At 70.0% G+C, this 22798-nt stretch carries 19 protein-coding genes; 9 read left to right on the top strand and 10 right to left on the bottom strand.

The window, feature by feature from the left end:
- Positions 1 to 7: 7 nt before the first annotated feature.
- The 5 genes from SYV04_RS32925 to rpmH are packed head-to-tail and all read right to left on the bottom strand — an operon-like array spanning position 8 to position 3442.
- A complete protein-coding gene (locus SYV04_RS32925) occupies positions 8 to 781 on the bottom strand; it encodes a KH domain-containing protein (protein WP_321549953.1) in 774 nt (257 codons plus the stop codon).
- A complete protein-coding gene (gene yidC / locus SYV04_RS32920; RefSeq protein ID WP_321549952.1) occupies positions 778 to 2604 on the bottom strand; it encodes a membrane protein insertase YidC in 1827 nt (608 codons plus the stop codon). Before yidC ends, SYV04_RS32925 begins: the two co-directional genes overlap by 4 nt.
- Before the next feature lie 51 nt (positions 2605 to 2655).
- The gene (gene yidD, locus SYV04_RS32915) at positions 2656 to 2874 is read right to left on the bottom strand and encodes a membrane protein insertion efficiency factor YidD (RefSeq protein ID WP_321549951.1); all 219 of its coding nucleotides are present in this window, start codon (positions 2872 to 2874) and stop codon (positions 2656 to 2658) included.
- The gene (gene rnpA, locus SYV04_RS32910) at positions 2871 to 3275 is read right to left on the bottom strand and encodes a ribonuclease P protein component (RefSeq protein WP_321549950.1); all 405 of its coding nucleotides are present in this window, start codon (positions 3273 to 3275) and stop codon (positions 2871 to 2873) included. Before rnpA ends, yidD begins: the two co-directional genes overlap by 4 nt.
- Positions 3276 to 3289: 14 nt before the next feature.
- Positions 3290 to 3442 carry a 50S ribosomal protein L34 gene (rpmH, locus tag SYV04_RS32905; protein WP_321549949.1) on the bottom strand — a complete coding sequence of 51 codons (153 nt, stop codon included), beginning with the start codon at positions 3440 to 3442 and terminating at the stop codon, positions 3290 to 3292.
- A gap of 380 nt (positions 3443 to 3822) precedes the next feature.
- Here rpmH and dnaA point away from each other — a divergent pair, with 380 nt between their 5' ends.
- Together dnaA and SYV04_RS32895 are read left to right on the top strand one after the other, a co-directional pair.
- Entirely contained in the window at positions 3823 to 5172 is a 1350-nt protein-coding gene (dnaA, locus tag SYV04_RS32900; protein WP_321549948.1) for a chromosomal replication initiator protein DnaA, read from the top strand.
- Positions 5173 to 5239: 67 nt separating this feature from the next.
- Positions 5240 to 6103, top strand: a complete 864-nt coding sequence (locus tag SYV04_RS32895) for a hypothetical protein (RefSeq protein WP_321549947.1) — start codon at positions 5240 to 5242, stop codon at positions 6101 to 6103.
- 13 nt (positions 6104 to 6116) lie between these two features.
- Here the strand turns inward: SYV04_RS32895 and SYV04_RS32890 are convergent, their stop codons facing one another.
- The 4 genes from SYV04_RS32890 to SYV04_RS32875 all read right to left on the bottom strand — a co-directional run bounded on the left by SYV04_RS32890 (position 6117) and on the right by SYV04_RS32875 (position 10458).
- Complete coding sequence (locus SYV04_RS32890; protein ID WP_321549946.1) at positions 6117 to 7091, bottom strand: DUF2267 domain-containing protein; 975 nt, start codon at positions 7089 to 7091, stop codon at positions 6117 to 6119.
- Positions 7092 to 7207: 116 nt separating this feature from the next.
- The gene (locus SYV04_RS32885; RefSeq protein ID WP_321549945.1) at positions 7208 to 7726 is read right to left on the bottom strand and encodes a secretin and TonB N-terminal domain-containing protein; all 519 of its coding nucleotides are present in this window, start codon (positions 7724 to 7726) and stop codon (positions 7208 to 7210) included.
- 263 nt (positions 7727 to 7989) lie between these two features.
- On the bottom strand, positions 7990 to 9477 hold the full coding sequence (locus SYV04_RS32880) for a right-handed parallel beta-helix repeat-containing protein (protein ID WP_321549944.1): 1488 nt from the start codon (positions 9475 to 9477) through the stop codon (positions 7990 to 7992).
- A 201-nt stretch (positions 9478 to 9678) separates the two neighbouring features.
- Positions 9679 to 10458, bottom strand: a complete 780-nt coding sequence (locus SYV04_RS32875) for a DUF4190 domain-containing protein (RefSeq protein ID WP_321549943.1) — start codon at positions 10456 to 10458, stop codon at positions 9679 to 9681.
- 136 nt (positions 10459 to 10594) lie between these two features.
- Between SYV04_RS32875 and SYV04_RS32870 the strand changes: the two genes are divergently transcribed.
- Both SYV04_RS32870 and SYV04_RS32865 read left to right on the top strand, forming a co-directional pair.
- Entirely contained in the window at positions 10595 to 11986 is a 1392-nt protein-coding gene (locus SYV04_RS32870) for a M16 family metallopeptidase (RefSeq protein WP_321549942.1), read from the top strand.
- Positions 11986 to 13509, top strand: a complete 1524-nt coding sequence (locus SYV04_RS32865) for an insulinase family protein (RefSeq protein WP_321549941.1) — start codon at positions 11986 to 11988, stop codon at positions 13507 to 13509. The genes SYV04_RS32870 and SYV04_RS32865 overlap by 1 nt, the downstream gene beginning before the upstream one ends.
- A 77-nt stretch (positions 13510 to 13586) precedes the next feature.
- On the opposite strand, the gene SYV04_RS32860 is transcribed toward SYV04_RS32865, so the two are convergent.
- Positions 13587 to 13865: a hypothetical protein gene (locus tag SYV04_RS32860; RefSeq protein WP_321549940.1), complete on the bottom strand. Its 279-nt coding sequence runs from the start codon at positions 13863 to 13865 to the stop codon at positions 13587 to 13589.
- Between the two features lie 389 nt (positions 13866 to 14254).
- Here SYV04_RS32860 and SYV04_RS32855 point away from each other — a divergent pair, with 389 nt between their 5' ends.
- Genes SYV04_RS32855 through SYV04_RS32835 form a run of 5 tightly spaced genes read left to right on the top strand, consistent with a single transcriptional unit; the run spans position 14255 to position 22794 of the window.
- Complete coding sequence (locus SYV04_RS32855) at positions 14255 to 15910, top strand: SulP family inorganic anion transporter (RefSeq protein ID WP_321549939.1); 1656 nt, start codon at positions 14255 to 14257, stop codon at positions 15908 to 15910.
- A gap of 10 nt (positions 15911 to 15920) precedes the next feature.
- Positions 15921 to 19301, top strand: a complete 3381-nt coding sequence (locus SYV04_RS32850) for a YbcC family protein (protein WP_321549938.1) — start codon at positions 15921 to 15923, stop codon at positions 19299 to 19301.
- On the top strand, positions 19288 to 20706 hold the full coding sequence (locus SYV04_RS32845) for an NADH-quinone oxidoreductase subunit 5 family protein (protein WP_321549937.1): 1419 nt from the start codon (positions 19288 to 19290) through the stop codon (positions 20704 to 20706). The genes SYV04_RS32850 and SYV04_RS32845 overlap by 14 nt, the downstream gene beginning before the upstream one ends.
- Positions 20707 to 20711: 5 nt before the next feature.
- The gene (locus SYV04_RS32840; protein WP_321549936.1) at positions 20712 to 22229 is read left to right on the top strand and encodes a complex I subunit 4 family protein; all 1518 of its coding nucleotides are present in this window, start codon (positions 20712 to 20714) and stop codon (positions 22227 to 22229) included.
- 52 nt (positions 22230 to 22281) lie between these two features.
- The gene (locus SYV04_RS32835; RefSeq protein WP_321549935.1) at positions 22282 to 22794 is read left to right on the top strand and encodes a hypothetical protein; all 513 of its coding nucleotides are present in this window, start codon (positions 22282 to 22284) and stop codon (positions 22792 to 22794) included.
- Positions 22795 to 22798 lie beyond the last annotated feature (4 nt).

Genomic DNA, 22798 nt, shown 5'->3' with positions numbered 1-22798 from the left:
CGGCAGCTCAGCCCTCGAAGTCGTCCTCGTCGTCCTCCGGAAGCAGGAGCTTGCGGGGCAGCGGCGCCGGCTTCTCCGGAGAGAACACCATACGGCGGCACCGCCCCTCGCCCTCTCCCGTCACAGCGACCCCGGCAACCCCCGACACTGCCTTTAGGACGCGTGCCCGGTCATCCTGTTTCATCGCCGCGATGGCATAGAAGCGGCCGAGCGAGGCCGACTTCTCGGCCAGCTTGCGAGCAGCCGCGTGCAGCAGCGCATCCTCGCCCACCTCCAGCGTGCGCTCATCCACCTCGCCTCGCTTCGCCGGAGGCGCGGCCGGCGGCGCGGGCGCTCGAGCCGGCGCCTTGGCGGGCGCGGGAGCAGCGGCCTGCGGCTGGGCCCGGGCAGGAGCGGGTGGGCGGGCAGCGGCCGCACCGGTCGGAGCCGGAGCCGGAGCGGGCGCGGGCGCCTGGGGCTCCTTGCGGGGCCGGGGCTCGGGGATGACACCCGCGCCCAGCAGCACCCAGCGGCGCTCGACGCCGGGGCGGTGGAGCATCTTGTTGAGCAGGAACTGGAGCGAGTCCACCACCTGGCTGCGCTTGCCGTTCTCCACGCCGGGCGGCGGGCCCGGTTCGAAGTGGAGCGCCACGGCGAGGCTGCCATCCGAGGCGTCCTGGAACTCCAGCCGCGCGGGGTAGCCCATCAGCCCGAGGATGTCGGTCAGGAGCTTCTCGGCGCGCACGCGCGTGTCACCCGTGGCGGGCGCGGCGGACTGCTGCGGGGGAGCTTGCTCGGTCACTTGCGCTTGCCTCCCGCGGAGGCCACGGCGGGCGGTGAACTCCCGCCACCTTTGTCCTTCTTGCGGTCCAGCCACTTCCTCAGCCCGTACTGCTGGCCGATGGAGAGGATGTTGTTGGTGAAGATGTAGAGCGACAGACCCGCCGGGTACTGCAACAGCGTCAGGGTGAAGATGATCGGCATCACCCAGATCATGATGCGCGCCTGGGCCGCATCCATCATCTGCGGCTGCATCTTCTGGGTGATGATCATCGACACGCCCAGCGCCAGCGGCAGCAGGTACGTGGGGTCCTTGTACGTGAGGTCCCGCCAGATGGGGCCGACGAAGGGCTCCCAGTAGATGTCGAAGCTGTTGCGCAGCGCGGTGAACAGGGCGATCCACACCGGCATCTGAATGAGCAGCGGCAGACAGCCGCCCAGCGGGTTCACCTTCGCCTGCTGGTAGAGCTTCATCACCTCGAGGTTCATGCGCTCGCGGTCATCCGCGTACTTCTTGCGCAGCTCCTCCATCTTGGGCTGCAGCTCCTTCACCGCCTCCATGCCCACCATGGACTTGTAGGTGAGCGGCAGCAGCACGAGCTTCACCAGCAGGGTGAGCAGCATGATGGCCACACCCCAGTTGCCCGTCATGCCGTGGAACTTCTTCATGAAGAAGAGCAGCGGCCGGCAGATCAGCTCCCAGATGCCGAAGTCCACCGTCTTGCCGATGGCGGGGCTCCAGGGCGCGGCCGTGAGGCCCGCGGCGCCTAGCACGTCCTGGCCCGGCACCAGCTGCAGCAAGTCGGGGTCCTTCGGCCCGAACCAGCCGCCGAAGCGCATCGTCACCGTCTCGCCCGCGTTCACCGTGAGCGGGAAGCCCGCCGTCACCTGGCGCGCGGTGGGCGTGGCCGTGAGCACGCAGTGGCCCGCCCGGGGGCCCTCAATCGGGTAGAGCAGCGACAGGAAGTACTGCTGGTCGATGCCGAAGTAATGCACCGGGCCCCGGAAGTCCTGGGGCGGCTCGTCATCGGGCACCAGCTTGTGCAGGTCCTCGCCCACGTGGCACGCGGCGCGGCTCTGGTTGCCCACGCCTCCGAAGAAGGAGGGCGCGTGCTCGAAGTTCGGGTCGATGGCGCGGTTGTGGTGGAGCTGCAGCTCGCCGGTGAGCGGCTGGGCCGAGGTGTTCTTCACCTGCACCGTGTAGACCAGCTCGAAGCCCGCCTTCGGCCACTGCAATGTCTTGGTCACCTCCCACGGCCCGCGGCGCGTGGAGAAGCGCACCTGGCCCTCGTCGCCCTCGGCCACCGTCCAGCGCGCGTTGGCCGGCAGCGGCGCCGGCCCGTCGATGGAGAGCGACAGCGGCAGCGGCTGGCCCGGCACCGGCTTCACCAGGTTCATCTGCGGCGGCGGCGGCAGCTCCGCGCCAAAGAGCTTCTTGAAGCCCTCGGCGACCGTCAGCTCCTGCTGCTCGCGCATCTTCGGGCCCTGCAGCTCCGCGGAGGTGAAGCCCGCGCCCTCGCTCGAGAAGGCGTAGCGGGCCTCCTGGCGCGCGCGCTCCACCGTGCGCACCGGCACCTCGGCCTCCGTCGGCATGCCCACGGCGATACCGTCCAGCGTGCCCCCCACGGGAGGCGTCGGCGCGCCCACCCCCGCGGTGCCCGCGTCCGTCGGCCCGCCCACCGCCACGCCCGCGTCCAGGCCCGTGGCCTCGGGCGGAGGCGGAGGCGGAGGCGCCAGGAAGAGCATGTAGACGGTGATGGCCGCGAAGGACAGGCCGAGGGCTACCAGCAGCCGCTTCTGCGAGTCGTTCTGGTTCGGCGAGAAAGGATCGTCAGGAAGGTTCATATGAAAGGTCCCCTCTCCCGGCGGAGAGGGCCAGCGGGGCGGCTACCGCGCTCAGGGCACCGGATCAACGCCGCCGGGGTGGAAGGGGTTGCAGCGCAACAGTCGCCACACCGTGAGGCCACTGCCCTTCAGGCCGCCATGCTTCTCCAGGGCCTGGAGCGCGTACGTGGAGCACGAGGGGTGGAAGCGGCACACCTTCGGCAGCAGCGGTCCAATCACCCGCCGGTAGAAGCGGATGGGAAGGGACAGCAGGAAGGCAAGCGGACTCATGAGGAGGCCCCTCCGGGCGCGGCCGGGGAGAGCCGCTGCAGCTTGCGGGTAACACCATCGAAGGCGCGCGCCATTTCAGCGAAGGAGACGTCCTTGCCCGAGGAGCGCACCACCAGCACCACGTCCAGGCCGGTGGGCCATTGCGCGCGCCGCTTGCGGAACAGCTCGCGCAGCAAGCGCCGCAGGCGCACGCGCACCACGGCGTTGCCCACCTTGCTGGAGACGGTCAGCCCCAGTCGGGTGTAGGCCCGGCCATTGCGCTTGGACAGCGCCAGCAGGCAGTCGGCCGAGACCTTCTGCCCACCCTCCTGGACCTGGAGGAACTCGTGACGGCGCAACAGGCGCAGGGCCTTGGGAAACGCTTCTCCCTGGCGTGCTGGCGCTTCGCCCCTGGCCGTCACGGGCGGCCCTCGGCCTACTTCTTCGCGGCGGACACCACGAGGCGCTTCCGGCCCTTGGCCCGGCGGCGCTTGAGCACCTCCTGACCGGCCTTGGTGCTGTTGCGCTTGCGGAACCCGTGGGTGCGGTTGCGCTTCACTTTCGACGGCTGATACGTGCGCTTGGACACGGCTGAACTCCTGAAACGACGGCGGCACCTCTGATCCGGCGCGGCTCTGGGAAAAGGCGGCGCTCGTAACCCGTTCTCCCACCCAAGTCAACGTTGGACCTCATCCTTCCCCTCACCGCCGCCCGCCTGTCCGCGCTCCTCCCCACCCTTTTGCGACCCCGCACTCCGCGTGAAGTCCGGAGGGGCCCCCCCAAGACCTGGGGGGTTAGGGGGCCGCCACCACAATCGGGGTCGGGCGGCACATCCGTTGCCGATCAAAAACGGTGGAAGAAACCCTCGGCTTTCCGGCCGGTTGAACCGGGTGCTTGATCGTACAGTGTGCGTTTGTTACCACGGGCGGCTCCTCGGCCTCTGGCCGATTTTGCGTTACCGAGACACGTGTGAGCGCCCTCGCCGAAGCCCTCAGTACACCGCCAAGTGCCGGGATTATCTGGGCCCGAACGCTGGATACCATCCGCCAGGACGGCAAGACGTACGCGCTCACCTGGCTGGAGCGAATGCGCGCCCTGGAGGTACGGGAAGGTGCGCTCGTGTTGGGTGTTCCCGATCGCTTCTTTCGCGACTGGGTGGACGACCACTACCGCGGCCTGCTGGAGGCGACGCTCGCTCGGGTAGGGGACGGACTGGTCAAAGTGGCCTATGAAGTGGTGGAGACGCCGGCCTCCTCGGTACACCTGCCGCCCACACCGACAGTCAAGGTGAACACGGCTCGGCCCTCGCGGCTGAACGTGCGCTTCACCTTCGCCACCTTCGTGGTGTCGGACAGCAACCAGCTCCCCGCCGCCGCCGCCGCCGCCGTGGCCGACAAGCCCGGCTACCACTACAACCCCCTGTACGTCTATGGAGGTACGGGTCTGGGGAAGACGCACCTGCTCCACGCGGTGGGCAACCACATCTGGGAGAAGGATCCGTCGCAGCGGGTGGTGTACCTGTCGAGCGAGCAGTTCACCAACGAGTACGTGGAGAGCGTGCGCGAGCACCGCATGTCCGACTTCCGGCGGAAGTTCCGGGAGGAGTGCGACGTGCTGCTCATCGACGACATCCAGTTCCTGGGCAAGCGCGAGGAGACACAGAAGGAGTTCTTCTACACCTTCAACACGCTCTACGAGCTGAACAAGGCCATCGTCCTCACCAGCGACACGCTGCCCTCGGAGATTCCCGGCCTGGAGGAGCGGCTGCGCAGCCGCTTCACCATGGGGCTGATTACGGACATCCGCGAGCCGAACTACGAGACGCGGGTGGCCATCCTCCAGAAGAAGGCGGAGGCCGAGCGGCTGATGCTGCCGGATGACGTGGCGCACTTCATCGCCAAGCACATCCAGAAGAACGTCCGCGAGCTGGAGGGCGCGCTGGTGAAGCTGTCGGCCATCCACAGCCTGTCGCGGCAGCCGCTCACGGTGGAGTTCGCCTCGCAGGTGCTCAAGGACATCCTGCCCACCAACCGCGTGGTGGATGTGGAGCTCATCCAGAAGGAAGTGGCGCGCTACTACAAGGTGACGCTGGAGGCGCTGCGCGAGGACCGGCGGCACAAGGCGCTGGCGCACGCTCGCCAGGTGGCCATGTACCTGTGCCGCAAGCTCACCAAGAGCTCGTTTCCGGAGATCGCCTCGCGCTTCAACAAGGATCACTCCACCGTCATCTCCTCGGTGCGCAAGGTGGAGGGGCTGCGAGAGACCGACGCGACCGTCAAGCGCGAGCTGGAGGAGCTGGAAGAGAAGCTCGGCGGTTGAGTTGCGCACCGCCGCCCGAGGGCGGTAGGGAGTGTCGATGCGCCGCTCTCCGAGAAGACCGTGGTGGATGGGCTTGCTGCTCGTGGCCCTGACTTCCTCGAGCGCCTGGGCTCAGCAGCCTCCGAAGCCCGCCGAGCAGAAGCCCCCGGAACAGAAACCGGCTGAGCAGAAACCGGCTGAGCAGAAACCGGCTGAGCAGAAGCCCGCCGAGCAGAAGCCTCCTGAGAAGAAGGCCCGTGAGGACTACCTCCGGGCCCTGGAGAAGCTCGCGCGGGGACAGGGCGGCACGGTGGAGAATGTCTTCATCCTGGGCAAGGCCGCCTCCTTGGAGCACCTCGCGGGCATCCTCGAATGGGACGATGCGCTCGCCCACGGGCGGGTGCCGAAGAAGCGCTTCGAGCGCGAGCTGCCCGGCTTCCTCGTCGGCACCTCCGAGGCCCTCTACGTCCTGCCCGACACGCGCTTCTTCCTCGAGGCGGCCCAGCTGCGCGGCACGGACGTGGACCGGCGCTTCTTCGACCTGCTGCACCAGACCTTCCAGGGTACGCCCACGCGCATCTACGTGGACCACATCACCGACGTGGCGGGCTGCTACCAGCTCGGCAGCCGGGAGTTCATCTCGCTCTACCGGGGGTGGACGCAGTTCCAGGCGAGCTACCCCAACGCCTACCGCGACACCGTGAAGGAGGAGCTGTTCGTGCTGGAGCAGACGATGCTCCTGGCCACCTGCGCGTGCGGCACCCGCCAGAGCGTGGACGCCGGATTCGAGGCCTTCCTCAAGGCGTTCCCCAAGTCGCCCATCGCCAAGGGCGTGCGCGAGCGGCTGGAGAAGCTCCACACCAACACCAGCGACCTCGTCTTCCAGTGCGGGCAGGAGCTCAACCTTCCCCAGCCGCTGCCGGCGGGGGTGGAGCCCCGCCGCGCGCCCTGAGTCGCCGCCGGGCTCAGTGGGCCATCGGCTGAGCGGGCTCGGAGATGGCCTCCAGCGTCTGGCCCGCCTCGTGCTCGCTCATCGCCTCGGCGATGTCGCCCAGCGAGAGGATGCCCAACAGCTTGTGGTTCGCGTCCACCACGAGGATGCGGCGGATCTGCTCCTCCCGCATCTTCTGGGCCGCCACCGAGATGTCCTCGTCGGCGGAGACGCACTCCACCTGGTCGGTCATCGCCTGTGACACCCGCGTGGTGTTGGGGTCCAGGCCCTGCGCCACCGCCCGCACCACGATGTCCCGGTCGGTGATGATGCCCTTGAGGATGTCGCCCTCGCACACCGGCATCGGCCCCACGTTGAGCGTGCGCATCTTCTCCGCCGCATCCCTCAGCGTGTCATGGGGGCTCACCCCCTCCACGTCCGCCGTCATCACCTCGGAGACACGCCGGCCGGCCCAGCGCCTCTCGCCCTGCCTCCGGTGCGTCCCAGCGCTCGCGCCCATCGGCTCCCAGAGCGTGCGCAGCTCACGCGGCAGCTGGCCCAGCACGTCCTCGGCCTCTCCCTCGCTGATGTGCTCGCGCACCGTGGAGAGCACCGCGCAGGTGATGCGCTCGGCCTCCTCCAGGTCCACCCCGAGGTCCTCGCACACCATGGCCAGCAGCTCCATGCGGCCGAACTTCTGGTAGGGCCGGTCCTTGTGTTTCTCGCAGCGCTCCAGCAGGGCCACCACCTTTCGCGGCAGCTGCGCCTCCATGTGCCGCGCCTCGTCGCTCATCAACCGCTGCTCCATGATGCAGAGCACAGATTGAATCGCCTGCTCCGCCTGCTTCCGGTCCAGCCCTTTGGCCTCCAGGTCCCTCAGGAAGAAGGTATAGGTCTGCGCCGCCCGGGACTCGCTGCGCTGCGCGCGAATCTCCGGCGTCATGATGCGACGCTCGCCCTGGCCCTGGGGCTCCGCACCTTGAACGTTCTCGTCCCATTGCGTTGCCATGATCGTCCTCCTCGTGTTCGGTCTCTCCCCTTGAGCGTGGCCACCGCCACGCCCGGAGGCACGGGACGGAAGCTCGCCGCCGCCTCAGGAGGACATGCGAACGGAGGAGCCGCTCGCTATGGCAACGTCACCGGCCCCACGTCCGTGACAATGAGCGTGTTGGTGCGCGCGTCCACGCTCACCTTGCCGCGCGGCGACAGCTGCGCCTGCACGTGCGGCAGCATGTCCGAGGCCTTCGCGTAGCTCAGCGGGATGAGGTAGGTGTTCAGCGGCGCCAGCTCTTCGTGCGCTTGCTTCAGCTTGGCGCGGGACGCGGCCTCCTCGGCCAGCTGCTTGAGCGGCGCCACCCGCAGCACGTTGCCGCGCAGCTCCTGGCCCAGCCCGTGAGAGGAGAGCACCGTGTCGAGCGCCTGCCGCCACGGCACGTCCTTGAGCTTCAGCGTCACCTTGCCCTGCACCTCGTCGGCCACCACCACGTTGAGCCGGCCCACCTCCGCCAGCATCCGCAGCACGTCGTGGATGTCCGCGCGCACCACGTCGATGTTGACGCGCTTGCTCGCGGGACGCGGCGCTTGGGCCAGCGCCGGCAGGGACACCAACACCAGCGCGGCGAGGGCAGCTCGAACCAGGCTCATGGGTTCCTCCAAGGGTGGGAAGGGCCTCAGGATAACCGACCCCCCCGCGCACCGCCTTCGGGGCTGGACCCACTCTGACGCCAGGCCTGCGTGGCGCTCCCACTTCGAATCGCCGTGGCCGCTTGCGGGGGTGCCGGGTCCTTTTCAGGAATCACCGCGCGGACCCCTCTCGGACCCCGGTCCCCGATACCGGTGTTCGGGCCCTGAACGGTGCTCGGCAGCCGTGGTGCCACTTCCCTTGGGGCACCACGGCTGCCGTCTTTCTAGAGGCAGGACTCCAGGATGCCCAGGTCCGCGCTCGTCCCACACACCGTGCCGCTCAGCGGCAGCGAGGGGATGGTCAGCGGCAGGGCCTTGTCCCGGGCGGGCGAGGTCGCCTGGGTGTAGAAGTCATTGAGGCGCGGCTCGCTCACGAAGAGCGGATCCGCCACGCTGCTGGAGCGGTCCTGCCCGCTCGCCGAGCGCCACCCGTCCAGCGTGGTGAGGCGCCCGTCCACCCGGAACGCCACTGTCGCGCCCGGCTGGTACGCCAGGTTGCGGTCCGACTTGAAGCTCGTGGTGCCCGTCAGGCGGATGTCCATCGCGCGGGGCGTGGCGTAGACGATGTTGTTGTAGACCTCGGCGGCCTCGGCCGGGCCCTTGTCGCCATCGCCCACGGTGATTCCGCCCACGGGCAGGAAGGCCAGCGTGTTGTGGTGGATGCGCACGCGCCGGCTGGTACCCACGCGCAGGCCGTCGCCGCTGCCGCCGCTGGCGGTGGTGCTGTCGAACACCAGGTTGCGGCGGATGATGACGTCCGTCACCGGCTCGGGAAGGATCATCACCCCGCCCAGCGTCAGCCCTCGGCCGTTGTTCCACATGCGGTTGCCCTCCACGAGGATGCGGCGCGCCGAGCAGTGGATGACAACCGCGGCCCCCTGGGGCGCGGAGGAGGCGGGGCGGTAGCCGTAGAACTTGTTGCCGCGCAGGGTGACGCGGTCACACGTCTTGAGGTCCACCGCGTTCTCCCGGTCCTCGTGGAAGCGGTTGTTCTCCACGGTGATGTCGGTCGGAAGGTTGGTGCCCGAGGTGGTGTCCGGGCCCTGGCACTGGAAGGAGTCGCCGCCGTTGGCCCAGGACTCGTTGCCCTGGATGAGGATGCGCGCGGTGTCCGGCAGCACCAGCATGCCGTGGCTGTCATTGCTGCCCCAGGTGTAGTGATGCACCTTGTTGCGCAGGAAGCCGAGGTCCGCGGCGCCCGCGTAGAACACCACGCCCACGGGGCCCGTGCCGCCCGACACCTCGGAGTCGCGCACCACGCTGTAGCGCGCGCCCTCGAAGCGCACCCCATGCACCTGCGAGCCCGCCGCCTGGATGTTGAAGCCGGTGACGACCCAGTAGCGGCGCTGCTGGATGCGCAGCATGGAGCCGCTCTTGGAGTCGCCGCCGCGAATCACGGGCTTGGCCTCCCCCGGAGCACCCATCAAGTGGATGGGAGCGCTCGCCGTGCCGTCCGCCGCGCTCGAGCCGATGTCGACGCGCTCGTAGTAGGTGCCCGCGTGGACGTAGGCCGCCTCGCCGGGGCGCAGACGCTTGACCGCGTAGTTGATCGTCCGCCAGGGGCTCGCCGCCGTACCGGAGTTCCCATCCTGCCCGGTCACCGCCACGTGGAAGATGCGCGTGGGCGCGATGTCCGCGAAGGAGAGGTCCGGTCGGTTCTGCGCGCCGATGCCTCCATCCGCGGCAAGCGCGACCGGGCTTGCCAGGGTCATCACCAGGCCGACCAGCGCCAGGCAAGCAGTGTTGAGTCGCGAACGGCTAACAGGGCTCGTGAGGAGAAGTTCGGAATAAGTCATCACCGGCAAGGAACCACAGGTTGCCGATGTGCTTCTAGCTCCAACGATTTTCGCTCAATCGGCTGACAACTCCCCAGCCAGGCATGCGGGCCCACGCTGATCCGCGCGGGGGCCAGGCTACCGATAGAGCCTGGGAAACAGCAGGGCAACCCAGCCTGAGAGGGCGAGCACTCCCATCACGATGCCGGCGATGGCGTGTCCCTTGCGGCCCACGGGCGGCACCGCGTCGGGGTTCACCCGCCGCAGTCCCACCACGCCCAGGGCGATGGCGAACGGCGCGAACAGCGGCAGGAAGAAGCTGGCGAGGCCCAGGTTCATCGCGTCCCGCGCGCGTGGGTTGTTCTCATAGAGGTCCCACAACCGCTGAAGCTGCTCCGGGGGAATCGGCACCCGGAAGAAGAGCCGGATGCGCGGGCTGAAGTAGAGGGCGACGGCGCCCAGGGCGAGGATCAGCAGTAAGCCCGCGTTCGGGAAATCGCCTCGCACGGCGGACAGGACGGCGCCCAGCAACGGAACGGCGATGAGCGCCTCACGCCCCCACCGCAGCCCGAGGAAGAAGACGCCGCCCGCCACCGCGCAGGCCAGGAAGGGCAGGGCGGGCCATGGCCGCTGGTGGGTCAGCCCCTGCACCGCGACCACCGCGAGTCCCAGGCTGGCGAGGCCCGCCATCCACACTCCGCCGTCGCGCCGTCCCCAGTGCTTGAGGCGGAACTCGTTGAGGTAGTTGATCTCCGGCCGCTGGGAGCACGCGGTGCAGTAGACCTTGCCGAAGATGAAGCGCTCGCAGCCGCCGCAGAAGAACGCGCCGCAGCGAGAGCAGGTGCCGGCCGCGGGCTCTCGGGGGTGGGTGGCGCAACGCGGCGTGAGCGGCCCGAGGGGCACGTCTGCGACGGACATGCCCGCAGTCTCCCCCCTGCCGGCGGAAAGGCTCAACACCCGACGCGCGACGTTCTTCCCCACCGCATTCCTTGTCCATGCGGGCGGTGGCGCGTGCTAAGCGCAGAGGCCTTGTCGAAGGAGGCCTGTACCCCGCATGAAAGCCTTTGTCGCCGCTGCCGTCCTCGCGCTCGGCCTACCCGCGCTCGCCCAGGAAGCGAAGCCGCTGGAGCCCGGTCGCGAGGCGCTCGCCATCCCCCATGAGAAGTACAAGCTCAAGAACGGCCTGGAGGTCATCCTCTCCGTGGACCGCAAGCTGCCCGTCGTGGCGGTGAACCTCTGGTACCACGTGGGCGCCTACCACGAGACCCAGGGCCGCACGGGCTTTGCCCACCTCTTCGAGCACATGATGTTCCAGGGCTCGAAGAACGTGGCCGATGACGTCCACATCTCCATGCTCGAGCAGCTGGGCGCCACGGACCTCAACGGCACCACCAACTTCGACCGCACCAACTACTTCGAGACGGTGCCCAGCAACCACCTGGAGACGGCGCTCTGGCTGGAGAGCGACCGCATGGGCTTCCTGCTCGACGCGCTCACCCAGGAGAAGCTCACCACGCAGCAGGAGGTGGTGAAGAACGAGCGCCGCCAGGGCACCGAGGCGGCCCCGTACGGCATCGCCCACGAGAAGATGTGGCACGCGCTCTTCCCGCTGCCGCACCCGTACCACGGGGACGTCATCGGCTCGATGGCGGACCTGGAGGCCGCCACGCCCGAGGACGTGAAGTCCTTCTTCCGCAAGTGGTACGCGCCCTCCAACGCCACGCTGGCCATCGTCGGAGACTTCGACGTGGCGAAGACCAAGGCGCTGGTGGAGAAGTACTTCGGCAGCCTGCCCAGCGCGCCCAAGCCCGAGAAGCCCCAGGTGGCGCCGACGAAGCTCTCGCAGGAGACCGTCATCCGCCACGAGGAGACAGTGGCCACGCTGCCCCTGCTCACCCTGGCCTGGCACAGCCCGGCCTACTTGAGCGAGGGGGATGCCACCGCGGACGTGCTCGCCACGGTGCTGGCCACCGGCAAGGCCAGCCGCCTCTACAAGCGGCTGGTGATGGACAAGCAGATCGCCCAGAGCGTGGACGCCACGCAGCAGAGCCTGGGCTCCCAGTCCGTCTTCTCCATCGAGGTGGTGGCCCGGCCCGGCGTCTCTACCGACACGCTGAAGAAGGAGGTGGACGCGGTGCTGGAGGAGATTCGCAAGAACGGCGTCACCGCCGAGGAAGTGAACCGCGCGCGCACCCGCTATGACACGACGTTCCTCGCGGGGCTGCAGTCCATCGGCGGCTTCGGCGGCAAGGCGGACGTGCTGCAGAACTACAACCACTTCATCGGCGAGCCGAGCTACGTGGCGCAGGACCTGGCGCGCTACCAGGCGGTGACGCCCGAGCAGGTGAAGCGCTTCGCCAACGACATGCTGCGGCCCAACGCCCGCGTGGTGCTCCACGCCGTGCCCCCACAGCAGGCCCCCGCCGCGCCGAAGGAGAACAAGTGATGCGCCGCCTTCTGATGGCCCTCTGCACCCTGGCGCTCACCGCGTGCGCCACCACCCCCGAGCCCGCTCCGCAGCCCGAGCAGGCCACCCCCGTCACCGCGCCCCAGCCCGAGGCCGCCAAGCCGGAGGACCCCGAGGCCTTCCGCGCGAAGATGCCCCAGCCGGCCAAGCCGCCGGACCTGGTGCTGCCCACCTTCGAGGAGGCCAGGCTGGACAACGGCCTCACCGTGCTGGTGAGCACCCGGCGCCAGCTGCCGCTCGTCTACGTGGGCATGGCCTTCGCCGCCGGCAGCGCGCAGGACCCGGCGGGCCTCGCGGGCGCCTCGGACATCGCCTACAAGATGTTGCTGGAGGGCGCGGGCGGGAAGGACACCATCGCCCTGGACAACGCCTTCGCGGACCTGGGCGTGTCGCCCTCGGTGAGCGTCAACCCGGACGGCGCCTTCGTGGGCGTGCGGGTGCTCACGCGCAACGTGGAGCCGGCGCTGGCGCTGCTCTCGGACGTGGTGCGCAAGCCCACCTTCGCCCCGAAGGACTTCGAGCGGCGCAAGAAGCAGCAGCTGGCGGACCTCGTGCGCCGCATGGGCAGCCCGTCCTTCCTGGCGCAGCAGGCCTACCTCACGGCGGTGTTCGGCGAGAAGCACCCGTACGCGCACCCGGTGGGCGGCGTGCCCTCCACGGTGGAGAAGGTGTCCCTGCAGGACGTGAAGCGCTTCTACCAGCAGCAGGTGGGCCCCAAGGCCGCCGCGCTGGTGGTGACGGGTGATGTCACCAAGGAGCAGGCGCTGGCGTGGGCCCAGAAGCACTTCGGGGACTGGAAGGGCGCGGCCGCGCTGCCTCCAGTGCCTCCGGCGCCGCCCGTGCCTCCGCGCGAGCTGGTGCGCCTGGTGGCCAAGCCCGGCCTGGAGCAGACCTTCGTCATGGTGGGCCGCCCGGGCATCGCCATCGGCCACTCGGATGAGTACGCGCTGGAGCTGGCCACCACCGTGTTCGGCGGCTTCTTCGGCAGCCGGCTCAACATGAACCTGCGCGAGGCCAAGGGCTACACCTACGGCGCGGGCGCGGGCTCCGACGCGCGCCTGGGCGTGGGTCCCCTCACCGTCTACTCCGCGGTGCGCGCCAACGTGACGGGCCCCGCCGTCACCGAGTTCATGCGCGAGCTGACCGACATCAAGGCCCGCCCCATCACCTCGCAGGAGCTGGAGGCCGCGCGCGAGGGCCTCATCCGCGCCTACCCGGGCAGCTTCGAGACGGTGTCCGGCCTGGGCGCCAGCGCCGCCGCGCTCTTCTTCAAGCGCCGGCCCATGGATGAGTTCGCCCGCACCGTGGCCGGCCTGGAGAAGGCCACCCCCGCCGAGGTGCAGCGCGTGGCCGAGGCGTACCTCAACCCCGCGGTGATGCAGATCATCCTCGTGGGAGACCCCGAGCTGGTGCGGACGCAGGTGGGCCCGCTGAACCTCGGCCGGCTCACCCCGGTGGAGGTGGCGGGGGCCGGTGCCCCGGCCGCCGCTGGGAAGAAGTAGCCGCCCTCCCTATATAAGGATGCGGGCTCTTCGAGCGCCGGTGCTCCTCAGGGAGTGCCGGCGCTTTTCTGTGCGGGCTAGCTCTGCTCCTCTTCGGCCCGGTCGCGGCCGCGCTGCTCGCGCTCCAGCTCGTCCGCCTCGTCGATGGGGCTGCGGATGTCCGGCACGCGGCCGCCCACCTCCGCGTCGCTGTCGAGGGCGAACTTCTCCTCGCTCGAGGGGTGCTTGGAGGCGTCGGCGTAGAGGGGCTTGGTGTCGTCGGCCTCGAGCCCTCGCTCGACACGGTCGCTGGCGAACGGGGGCTTCTGGGAAGCCTCCTTGCCGCCCTTGTAGGGGTCGTACTTGCGGCTGCTCATGGTGCGTCTCCTCTCGCGTTTCAATCTCGTGACGCGCGGGACTCGCACCAACCTCCTCCAATGGAAGCGGGGCCCGGGTCGCCCGCTGGCTCCCTCGGCGGGAGGGTGCGTTGGGGCAGAATGCCCCCGCCCTCTGGGGCCTGGGGCACCGTGCCCCGAGCGGCGGCCCCACCCAACACTCGGCTCCCCCTGGAACCGGCGCCCTGTCTCTCCTGGCACATGGATTGCTCAAGGAGTTAGGTGACGTCTCCAGGAGCCGTGCCCTCGCTCGGCGGATCGCTCACCGCTAGCCCATCGCCTCTCTCTCCCTTCTCTGTACCGGCCTGGGTTGCCGCCCGTTCGCGGGAGGCAGCGCCGCCGAGGCCGGCTTTTGCCTCAAAGGAAAACCCATGGGTTCGAACCTCACGCAGCTCCCACCTGCTCCCGCGTCCCTGTCCGAGTCCGGGGCGGCCTCCTGGAAGAGCGACATCGTCTCCGGGTTCCTGGTGTTCCTCATCGCCATGCCCCTGTGCCTGGGCATCGCGATGGCGAGCGGCTTTCCGCCCGTGGCCGGCATCCTCACGGCCGTGGTGGGCGGCGTGCTCACCACGTGGATGGGCAGTGCCCGGCTGACCATCAAGGGGCCCGCCGCGGGCCTCATCGCCATCGCCATCGGCGCGGTGCAGGAGCTGGGCGGCGGAGACATGCGCCTGGGCTACCGCCGCGCGCTGGCCACCATCGCCATCGCGGCGGTGGTGCAGATCCTCTTCGCGGTGCTGCGCTCGGGGAAGCTGGGGGACTTCTTCCCCTCGTCGGTGGTTCACGGGATGTTGGCGGCCATCGGCGTCATCATCTTCTCCAAGCAGGCCCACACGCTGCTGGGCGTCACGCCCCAGGCCAAGGCGCCGTTCGCGCTGTTGGCGGAGATTCCCCAGAGCCTGTCGCGGATGAACCCGGAGATCGCCCTCATCGGGCTCGTCAGCCTGGTGCTCATCTTCGGCCACCTGTTCCTGAGCAAGCGGGTGGCGGTGCTCAAGCGGGTGCCGGCGCCGCTGCTGGTGTTGATGGCGGCCGTGCCCATGGGGCTCTTCTTCGACCTGGACCATGAGCACACCTTCACCTGGTCGCAGCACGTCTACACGGTGGGCCCCAGCTTCCTGGTGAACCTGCCGGGCAACCTGCTCTCCGCCATCACCTTCCCGGACTTCTCCGACGTGCTGTCGGGGGTTTCCCTCAAGTACGTGGCGATGTTCGCCCTGGTGGGTAGCATCGAGTCGCTGCTGAGCGCCAAGGCCGTGGACATGCTGGACCCGCAGAAGCGCCGCTCGGACCTGGACAAGGACCTGCTCGCCACGGGCGTGGGCAACCTCATCTGCGGCCTGCTGGGCGGCCTGCCGATGATCTCCGAGATCGTCCGCAGCTCGGCCAACATCACCTATGGGGCCAAGAGCCGGCTGTCGAACTTCTTCCACGGCCTGTTCCTGCTGCTCTTCGTGGCGTTCGCGCCGATGCTCATCCACCGCATTCCCCTGGCCGCGCTGGCCGCCATGCTCATCTTCACCGGCGTTCGCCTGGCCTCGCCGAGCGAGTTCGTGAAGACGTTCCGCATCGGCGCCGAGCAGCTCGTCATCTTCACCTTCACGCTGGTGGTGACGCTGGCCACGGACCTGCTGGTGGGCGTGGCGGCGGGCATCGCGCTGAAGACGGTGGTGCACCTGTTCAACGGGGCGCCGATGGGCAGCCTGTTCCGGCCGGAGATTGAAACGCACCATGGCGAGGGACGGGTGGTGCTGCGGGTGCGGCACGCGGCCGTCTTCACCAACTACCTCACCATCAAGAAGCACCTGCTGCAGCAGTCGGGCGCCACGCACGTGGAGCTGGACCTGTCGCACGCGCGGCTGGTGGACCACACGACCATGGAGCGGCTGCACGAGCTGGAGCACGAGTTCGCCCAGCAGGGCCGCCACTTCCGAATCCTGGGGCTCGAGCAGCACCGGAGCCTCTCCGAGCACCCGCTCGCCGCGCGCAAGAAGCCGGCGGGCGCCAACCTCGGCCTTACCTCCTGAGTAGGACGTCATGAATCAACCACACCCCCCAGGTGAGCACACCCCCACGACGGACCGAGGCCAGCGGCTGAGCCAGGCGCTGGCGCACGCGGCCCACCTGCTCCCGGTGCAGGGCCCCATCGGGGTCTTCGTCCATCACAACACGCTGCACGCCTTCCAGCACCTGCCGTTCCACGAGGCGCTGGCGGCGGCGAGCGAGCACTTCGGCACGGAGTCCTACCTGCCCGAGTCGCGCTACCGCGAGCTGTACCAGCAGGGGCGCATCACCGATGCGGACCTGGAGGCGGCGCTGACCGAGCGGGCCGCGAGCGAGCCGGGAGTGGAGAGCTCTCCGGGGCCGCTGGCGCGCCGGGAGCTGGAGAAGCTGGCGCTGCTCTACCCGCTGCCGGTGGATACGGCGGCCTCGCTGCGCTGGCGGATGTCGGAGCTGGCCGCCTCGCAGCGGCTGCGCCCGGACATGCCCGAGGCCACGCGGACGCGGCTGCTCCAGCGCTCCACCGAGGGCCTGCGCGCGTGGATGCACCGCGTGGGCCGCGACTGGACGATGACGGACCTGGCGATGGCCCTGCTGGGCCCCGCGCTGGAGGCGAGCCTCCACGTGGCCGCGGCCTCCCAGCCCGCGCTGTCGCGCTCGGATGCGCTGGACCGGATGGGCATTCCGGAGGCGGACACCCAGGCCTACCTGGCGCGGGTGAAGGAGCGGATCAGCCGCGCCGCCAGCCCCACCGTCACGGAGGAGGCGTGGCTGGCGGCGGAGGCGACGGTGGGCTTGCAGGCGCTGGCGGCGGCTTTTGGCGGTGATGGCAGCCTGCCCTCGCTCCAGGAGCGGCTGAGCCGCGACCCCGAGGCCTTCACGGTGAGCGCCCTGTGGGCCGCCTGCCGCGCGCCCTTGCTCCAGGCGCCGTCCCACGCGGACAAGCCGGAGCGGGCGCGCAGCCACCGCGAGGTGCTGCGGGACGTGACGGGCGAGGACGTGGCGGACCTGGTCCACCCGCACCTCATTCGCGCGTGCTCGGCCTTCCTCGACCAGGGGGTGGCGCACTGGGGCATGCCCGACCGTGAGCAGGGGCTCTATCTCGCCTGGCGCGCCATGAAGCTGCGGGGCAGCGGCGTGCTGCCTTCGTGGCTGGGCGGGCTGGAGAAGGAGCTCGCCCAGGCCGAGGCCCAGCACCTGTCGGCCCGGGACGTGGTGTTGGCGGCGCTTGACGAGCTGGGCATCCCCGAGGCGCGGTGGGACGCGGCCCTCGAGCGCGTGCTGCTCGCGCTGCCCGGCTGGGCGGGGATGATGAGCCGGCTGGAGAACAACCCGGCGGACCGCCCCGTGGGTTCTCCGCCAGCCTCGCTGATGGATTTCCTGGCGGTGCGCCTGACGCTGGAGCGCTTCGCCCTGCGCGACGTGGCGCGGCGGCGCCTGGGCTACACCGGCCCGCTGGCGGGGCTGCTGGAGCACGCCCGGCGCTCGGCTCCGCAGCACGCCTCCGCGCTGGAGCGCCCGGCGGAGGAGGGGAGCTGGCGCTTCTTCCAGTTCGTGCAGTTGGCGGGGATGACGGCCATGGACGTGGCGGACTCTCCGCTCTCGCGGCGCCTGGCCCTGCTGGCGTGGCTCGAGGCCTTCGACGCCACGTCGCGCCGCCGGGTGTGGCAGGAGGCCTATGAGCACCACTACCGGATGGACGTGCTCCAGGGCCTCGCGCGGAACCGGAGCCGCCCGGAGTCGCTGCGCACGGTGAGCGACCCGCGCTTCCAGGTGCTCTTCTGCATCGACGACCGGGAGGAGGGCTTCCGCCGGCACTTCGAAGAGCTCAGCCCCCGGCACGAGACGTTCGGCGTGGCGGGCTTCTTCGGCGTGGCGGTGGACTACCGGGGCCTGGACGACGCGAACCTCGCCGCCCTGTGCCCGGTGGTCGTCACGCCCAAGCACCAGGTGGTGGAGCACCCGCACCCGGAGCACGGACACCAGGGCCAGGCCCGCGCGAGGCTGCGCGCGCTGTGGGGCAGGGTGGACCACTGGCTGCACAGCGGCTCGCACTCGCTGGAGTTCGGCTGGCTGCTGACGCCGCTGCTGGGGCTGCTCTCGGCGCTGCTGCTGCCGCTGCACCTGCTCTTCCCGCACACGGTGGACCGGGCGCGTCGCGCGCTCTCGCGGAAGATGCTGCCCAGCCCGCGCACGGTGCTGACGAGCCTGCGCCCGGACGAACACCTCACGCCGGCGGACCAGAAGCCCACGGGCTTCACGGTGGCCGAGCAGGCGGACCGGGTGGCGGCCACGCTGGAGAACGTGGGGCTGGTGAAGAACTTCGCCCCGCTGGTGGTGCTGCTGGGCCACGGGGCGATCAGCGTCAACAACCCGCACCAGTCGGCCTATGACTGCGGCGCCTGCGGAGGCCGGCACGGTGGCCCCAACGCGCGCCTCTTCGCGGAGATGGCCAACCGGCCCGAGGTGCGGGCGAAGCTGCGCGCGCGCGGCATCCATATCCCCGACACCACCTTCTTCATCGGCGGGCTGCACAACACCACCACCGACGAGGTGCCGCTCTTCGACACCGAGCACGTCCCCGAGGCGCTGCGGGGAGAGCTGGCGGAGTTCCGTCAGATGATGGACCGGTCGCGGATGCTCTCGGCGCACGAGCGCTGCCGCCGCTTCGAGTCCGCGCCGCTGACTCTTTCGCCCGCCGCGGCGCTGCGGCACGTGGAGGAGCGCGCGGTGGACCTGAGCCAGGCGCGGCCGGAGCTCGGCCACGTCACCAACGCGGCCTGCATCGTCGGCCGCCGCGCGCTGTCGCGGGGGCTCTTCCTGGACCGGCGCTCGTTCCTCGTGTCGTACGACGCGACGGTGGACGCCACGGGCTCCATCCTGGAGCGCATCCTGGCGGCGGTGGGGCCGGTGGGCGCGGGCATCAACCTGGAGTACTACTTCTCCTGCGTCGACAATGACCGCTACGGGTGTGGCACCAAGCTGCCGCACAACCTCACCGGCATGCTCGGGGTGATGGACGGGGTGGAGAGCGATCTGCGCACCGGGCTGCCCCGGCAGATGATCGAGATCCACGAGCCGGTGCGCCTGCTCATCGTCGTGGAGGCGAGCGTGGCGGTGCTGGGCGGCATCTACGAGCGCCAGCGCGAGCTGCGCGAGCTGATCGGCAACGGGTGGGTGCAGCTGGTGAGCATGGACCCCCAGACAGGGGCCATGCAGCGCTTCACGCCCAAGGGCTTCCAGCCCGAGACTCCGCCCGAGGCGCCGCTGCCGGTGGTGGCCTCCTCGCCCGAGTGGTACCGCGGGCATCGGGACTTCCTGCCTCCGGCGTTGATCGACACCACTCTGGAGCCGGCCGCGAAGCGGACCCGGGCTCCCTCACTTCGCTCCGAGGGTTCCGTCCATGCAGCTCCGTGATTTCGAGGTGGGGCTGCTGGCCACCTCCGTGCCGCTGTGGCCGGCGCTGGCCTTCCTGCTGTTGGGCTGCGCCATGTTGATGTACCGCGCCCCGAGCGAGCGCACGGTGTCGCGCTGGGTCATCGGCTCGCTGTGGCTCTCGCTGCTGGGCTCGGTGGGGACGGCGGTAGGCCTGTGGGTCCTCCACAAGGACGTGCTGGTGGTGGACGTGGGCCCCTGGTTCTCCACCGGGGGCTACACCTTCGAGGTGTCCTTCCTGCTGGATCGGCTGTCGGTGACGATGATGGTGCTGGGCAGCGTCATCACCCTGCTCATCGGCCGGTTCTCGGTGAACTACCTGCACCGGGAGGCGGGCTTCGCGCGCTTCTTCCTGCTGCTGGCGCTGTTCGCCACGGGGATGCTGCTGCTGGTGTCGGCCGGGAGCGTGGACCTGCTCTTCGTCGGCTGGGAGCTGGTGGGGCTCACCTCGGCCCTGCTGATCGCCTTCTTCCAGGAGCGGACGACGCCGGTGCGCTCGGGGTTGAGGGCGTTCACCATCTACCGGCTGTGCGACATGGGGCTGCTGGTGGGCGCGGTGCTGCTGCACCACTGGCTGGGGACGGCCGAGTGGGCGGGAGCGCTCGGGGACAAGCCATGGCCGGGCCCGATGGTGACGGCGGGGGCTGTACCCATGACGGTGCTGGGGCTGTGCCTGGTGCTGGCGGCCATGGGCAAGTCGGCGCAGTTCCCCTTCAGCAGCTGGCTGCCGCGAGCGATGGAGGGCCCGACGCCCTCGAGCGCCCTCTTCTATGGAGCGCTCTCGGTCCACGCGGGTGTGTACCTGCTGCTGCGGACCGCGCCGCTCCTCGCGGCCTCTCCGGTGGTGTCCATCGCGCTGGTGGGCGTGGGGCTGGTGACGGCGGTCCACGCCACGCTCGCCTGGCGCGTGCAGACGGACGTGAAGAGCGCGTTGGCGTACGGGGTGCTCACGCAGGTGGGGTTGATCTTCGCCGAGGTGGGGCTGGGCTTCTACCGGCTGGCGCTGGTCCATCTGGTGGCCCACGCCTGCCTGCGCTGCCTGCAGTTGCTGCGGGCTCCGTCGGCGCTGCGCGAGGTCATGGCGCGGCGGTCGGCGCTCCAGACGGCCCAGGCTCCGTCGGTGGCGATGGTCCACCGCGCGCTGCCCGAGGGCCTGGTGCGGCGGCTCTACCGGCTGGCGCTGGAGCGCTTCGCCCTGGAGGTGCTGCACGAGAGCTGGGCGATGCGGCCGCTGCTCCAGGTGGGGCAGTGGATCGACAAGGCGGAGCGGTACTGGGTGGGCGCGCTGAGCGGCTGGTCGCCGAAGACCGGGGCTCGCGCTACTCCGGAGCCCAAGGTGCTGGCGTCCAATGGCTCGTCGAGTGACGAGTCGACAGGAACGGTGTGAGACCGATGACTTCTCTTCCTCTTCTCTCGATGCTCGTGGTGCTGCCGGCGCTGGGCGCGGTGGCGCTGTCGTGGGTCCGCCAGCCGGCGCGGGCCCGTCAGGTGTCCGTCGGCGTGGTGGCGCTGACCCTGGCGTTGGCGGGCCTGGCGATCGTGCTGTTCCGGAGCGGAGCGCCCGGGCCGCAGCTCGTGGACACGTGGGGCCAGGTGCCAGGGCTGGGCATCCTGCTCCAGCTGGGCGTGGATGGCGCCAGCGTGGTGGCACTGTCGCTCACGGCGTTGCTCACCCTGTGCCTGGTGGCGGCGGGGCCTCGGCAGGCGTTGGACCGACACACGCTGGCGGTGCTGCTGCTCACCGAGAGCGCGACGCTGGGCTTCTTCTGCGCACAGGACCTGGCGCTGCTGTCCGCCTTCTGGGTGGCCACGCTGATTCCGGCCGGAGTCCTCGTCTCCCGGAGCGCGCGGGCGCGACCGGAGTCCCGGACGCTGCTGACCTTCCGGACGTACATGCTCGCGGGCACGCTGCCGTTGCTGGGAGTGACGGTGCTGCTGGGCGTGCTGGGCTGGCGCTCGGGAGTGGAGGCACCGTTCGAGCTGGCGGGGCTGATGGCGCGCGGGGTGCCGGGCTCGTGGCAGACGGTGGTGTTCGGGCTGCTGCTGTTGGCGGCGTGCGTGCGGATGGCGGTGGTGCCCTTCCACTCATGGCTGCCGGTGTTGATGGGGCGGGGGCCGTTCGGACTGAGCCTGCTGCTGGTGAACGTGCATGCGGGGTTGTTCCTGCTGGTGCGGGTGGTGATTCCGCTGCTGCCGGAGGCCTGGGCTGCGGGTGAGACGATGCTGGGAGCGGTGGGGCTGTTCTGCGGGCTGTACGGCGCGGTGCTGGCGCTGGCGCAGGTGGATCTGCGCCGCACGGTGGGCTTCCTGCTGGTGAGCCAGTCGGGGCTGATGCTGGCGGGGCTGGCGACGATGAACACGCAGAGCGTGGCGGGAGTGCTGCTGCAGAGCGTGGCGGCGGGGGTGGCGCTGACGGGGCTGAAGCTGGTGGTGGAGGCGCTGGGCGCGAGAACAGGGACCACGGACATGACGCGGCTGGGAGGGCTGGTGCGCAAGGCGCCCCGGATGGCGACGTTCTTCTTCCTGCTGAGCTTCGCGACGGTGGGCTTCCCGGGGACGCTGAGCTTCGTGGGGGAGGATCTGCTGCTCCACGGCGTGCTGGAGGCGCACCCGTTGGTGGCACTGCCGCTGCTGCTGACGACGGCCATCTGCGCCATCACGCTCTTCCGAGCCTTCCAGAAGACGTTCCTGGGCGGAGTGTCGCAGGAGCAGAAGAGCTTGCTGGACACGGTGGAGGACCTACTCCCGCGTGAGCGCGTCGCGGCCCTCGGGCTGTTCGCGCTGGTCTTCGTGGGAGGGCTGCTGCCCGGTCCGCTGCTCCGCGTGCGCGAGCACGAGGTGGGCAAGATGGTGGGGCAGGTGGCCTCCGTCCGAGGCACGCCCGCCCCCGCGCACGCCGGGAGCCACTGAGGCACTGCCGCTGCTGTGTCAGAGAAGCCCGGGAAGGCTATCCTCCTGGGTCATGCGCTACGGACCTCTGCTGGGACTCCTCGCCCTCCTGCTCGCACCAGCCACGTGGGCCGCGGAGGGCCCTCGCACGGTGCTGGTGAAGGGGCGCAAATACCTCTTCATCACCGATGGGAGCCAGCCCCCCAAGCTGAGCGCCTACAGCAGCAAGGACCTGAAGGGCACCCCCGCCTTCGTGCTCGATGGCCAGGGGTTGTCCTTCCAGGGCCGCAAGCTCTGCGGCTGGCCGGGGGGAAGCTTCGATGCGAGCAAGTCCTACAACATGGTGCTCGGCTATGAGGATGCGGAGCGCGGCCGCTACGTGGGCTGCGGCGAGGGGCTGCCGTTCCTCTCCACCTGGGGAGACGGCGGCACCGGGACAGCGGTGCTCTACATCGAGGTGGCGCGCGTCCACCCCAAGTCCTACGAGCTGAGCTACCAGGGCAAAGCCTACTACCTGCCCAAGACCGCCATCCCACCGAGCACCCAGCTCATCGACGGCGCGAAAGTGCAGTCCGCGGGAGACTGAGCAC

It is taken from the genome of Hyalangium ruber, assembly GCF_034259325.1.
GTDB classification, from domain to species: domain Bacteria; phylum Myxococcota; class Myxococcia; order Myxococcales; family Myxococcaceae; genus Hyalangium_A; species Hyalangium_A rubrum.
Note: the sequence above shows the minus strand (reverse complement) of the source record. Positions and strands in the feature narration are given on the sequence as shown.

What these genes read in the sequence shown, in the direction of transcription:
- yidC (WP_321549952.1), bottom strand. Translation starts at nt 2,604, where the DNA reads ATGAACCTTCCTGACGATCCTTTCTCGCCGAACCAGAACGACTCGCAG.
- yidD (WP_321549951.1), bottom strand. Translation starts at nt 2,874, where the DNA reads ATGAGTCCGCTTGCCTTCCTGCTGTCCCTTCCCATCCGCTTCTACCGG.
- SYV04_RS32895 (WP_321549947.1), top strand. Translation starts at nt 5,240, where the DNA reads ATGGGCTTGCTGCTCGTGGCCCTGACTTCCTCGAGCGCCTGGGCTCAG.
- SYV04_RS32890 (WP_321549946.1), bottom strand. Translation starts at nt 7,091, where the DNA reads ATGGCAACGCAATGGGACGAGAACGTTCAAGGTGCGGAGCCCCAGGGC.
- SYV04_RS32885 (WP_321549945.1), bottom strand. Translation starts at nt 7,726, where the DNA reads ATGAGCCTGGTTCGAGCTGCCCTCGCCGCGCTGGTGTTGGTGTCCCTG.
- SYV04_RS32880 (WP_321549944.1), bottom strand. Translation starts at nt 9,477, where the DNA reads ATGACCCTGGCAAGCCCGGTCGCGCTTGCCGCGGATGGAGGCATCGGC.
- SYV04_RS32875 (WP_321549943.1), bottom strand. Translation starts at nt 10,458, where the DNA reads ATGTCCGTCGCAGACGTGCCCCTCGGGCCGCTCACGCCGCGTTGCGCC.
- SYV04_RS32870 (WP_321549942.1), top strand. Translation starts at nt 10,595, where the DNA reads ATGAAAGCCTTTGTCGCCGCTGCCGTCCTCGCGCTCGGCCTACCCGCG.
- SYV04_RS32865 (WP_321549941.1), top strand. Translation starts at nt 11,986, where the DNA reads ATGCGCCGCCTTCTGATGGCCCTCTGCACCCTGGCGCTCACCGCGTGC.
- SYV04_RS32860 (WP_321549940.1), bottom strand. Translation starts at nt 13,865, where the DNA reads ATGAGCAGCCGCAAGTACGACCCCTACAAGGGCGGCAAGGAGGCTTCC.
- SYV04_RS32855 (WP_321549939.1), top strand. Translation starts at nt 14,255, where the DNA reads ATGGGTTCGAACCTCACGCAGCTCCCACCTGCTCCCGCGTCCCTGTCC.
- SYV04_RS32850 (WP_321549938.1), top strand. Translation starts at nt 15,921, where the DNA reads ATGAATCAACCACACCCCCCAGGTGAGCACACCCCCACGACGGACCGA.
- SYV04_RS32845 (WP_321549937.1), top strand. Translation starts at nt 19,288, where the DNA reads ATGCAGCTCCGTGATTTCGAGGTGGGGCTGCTGGCCACCTCCGTGCCG.
- SYV04_RS32840 (WP_321549936.1), top strand. Translation starts at nt 20,712, where the DNA reads ATGACTTCTCTTCCTCTTCTCTCGATGCTCGTGGTGCTGCCGGCGCTG.
- SYV04_RS32835 (WP_321549935.1), top strand. Translation starts at nt 22,282, where the DNA reads ATGCGCTACGGACCTCTGCTGGGACTCCTCGCCCTCCTGCTCGCACCA.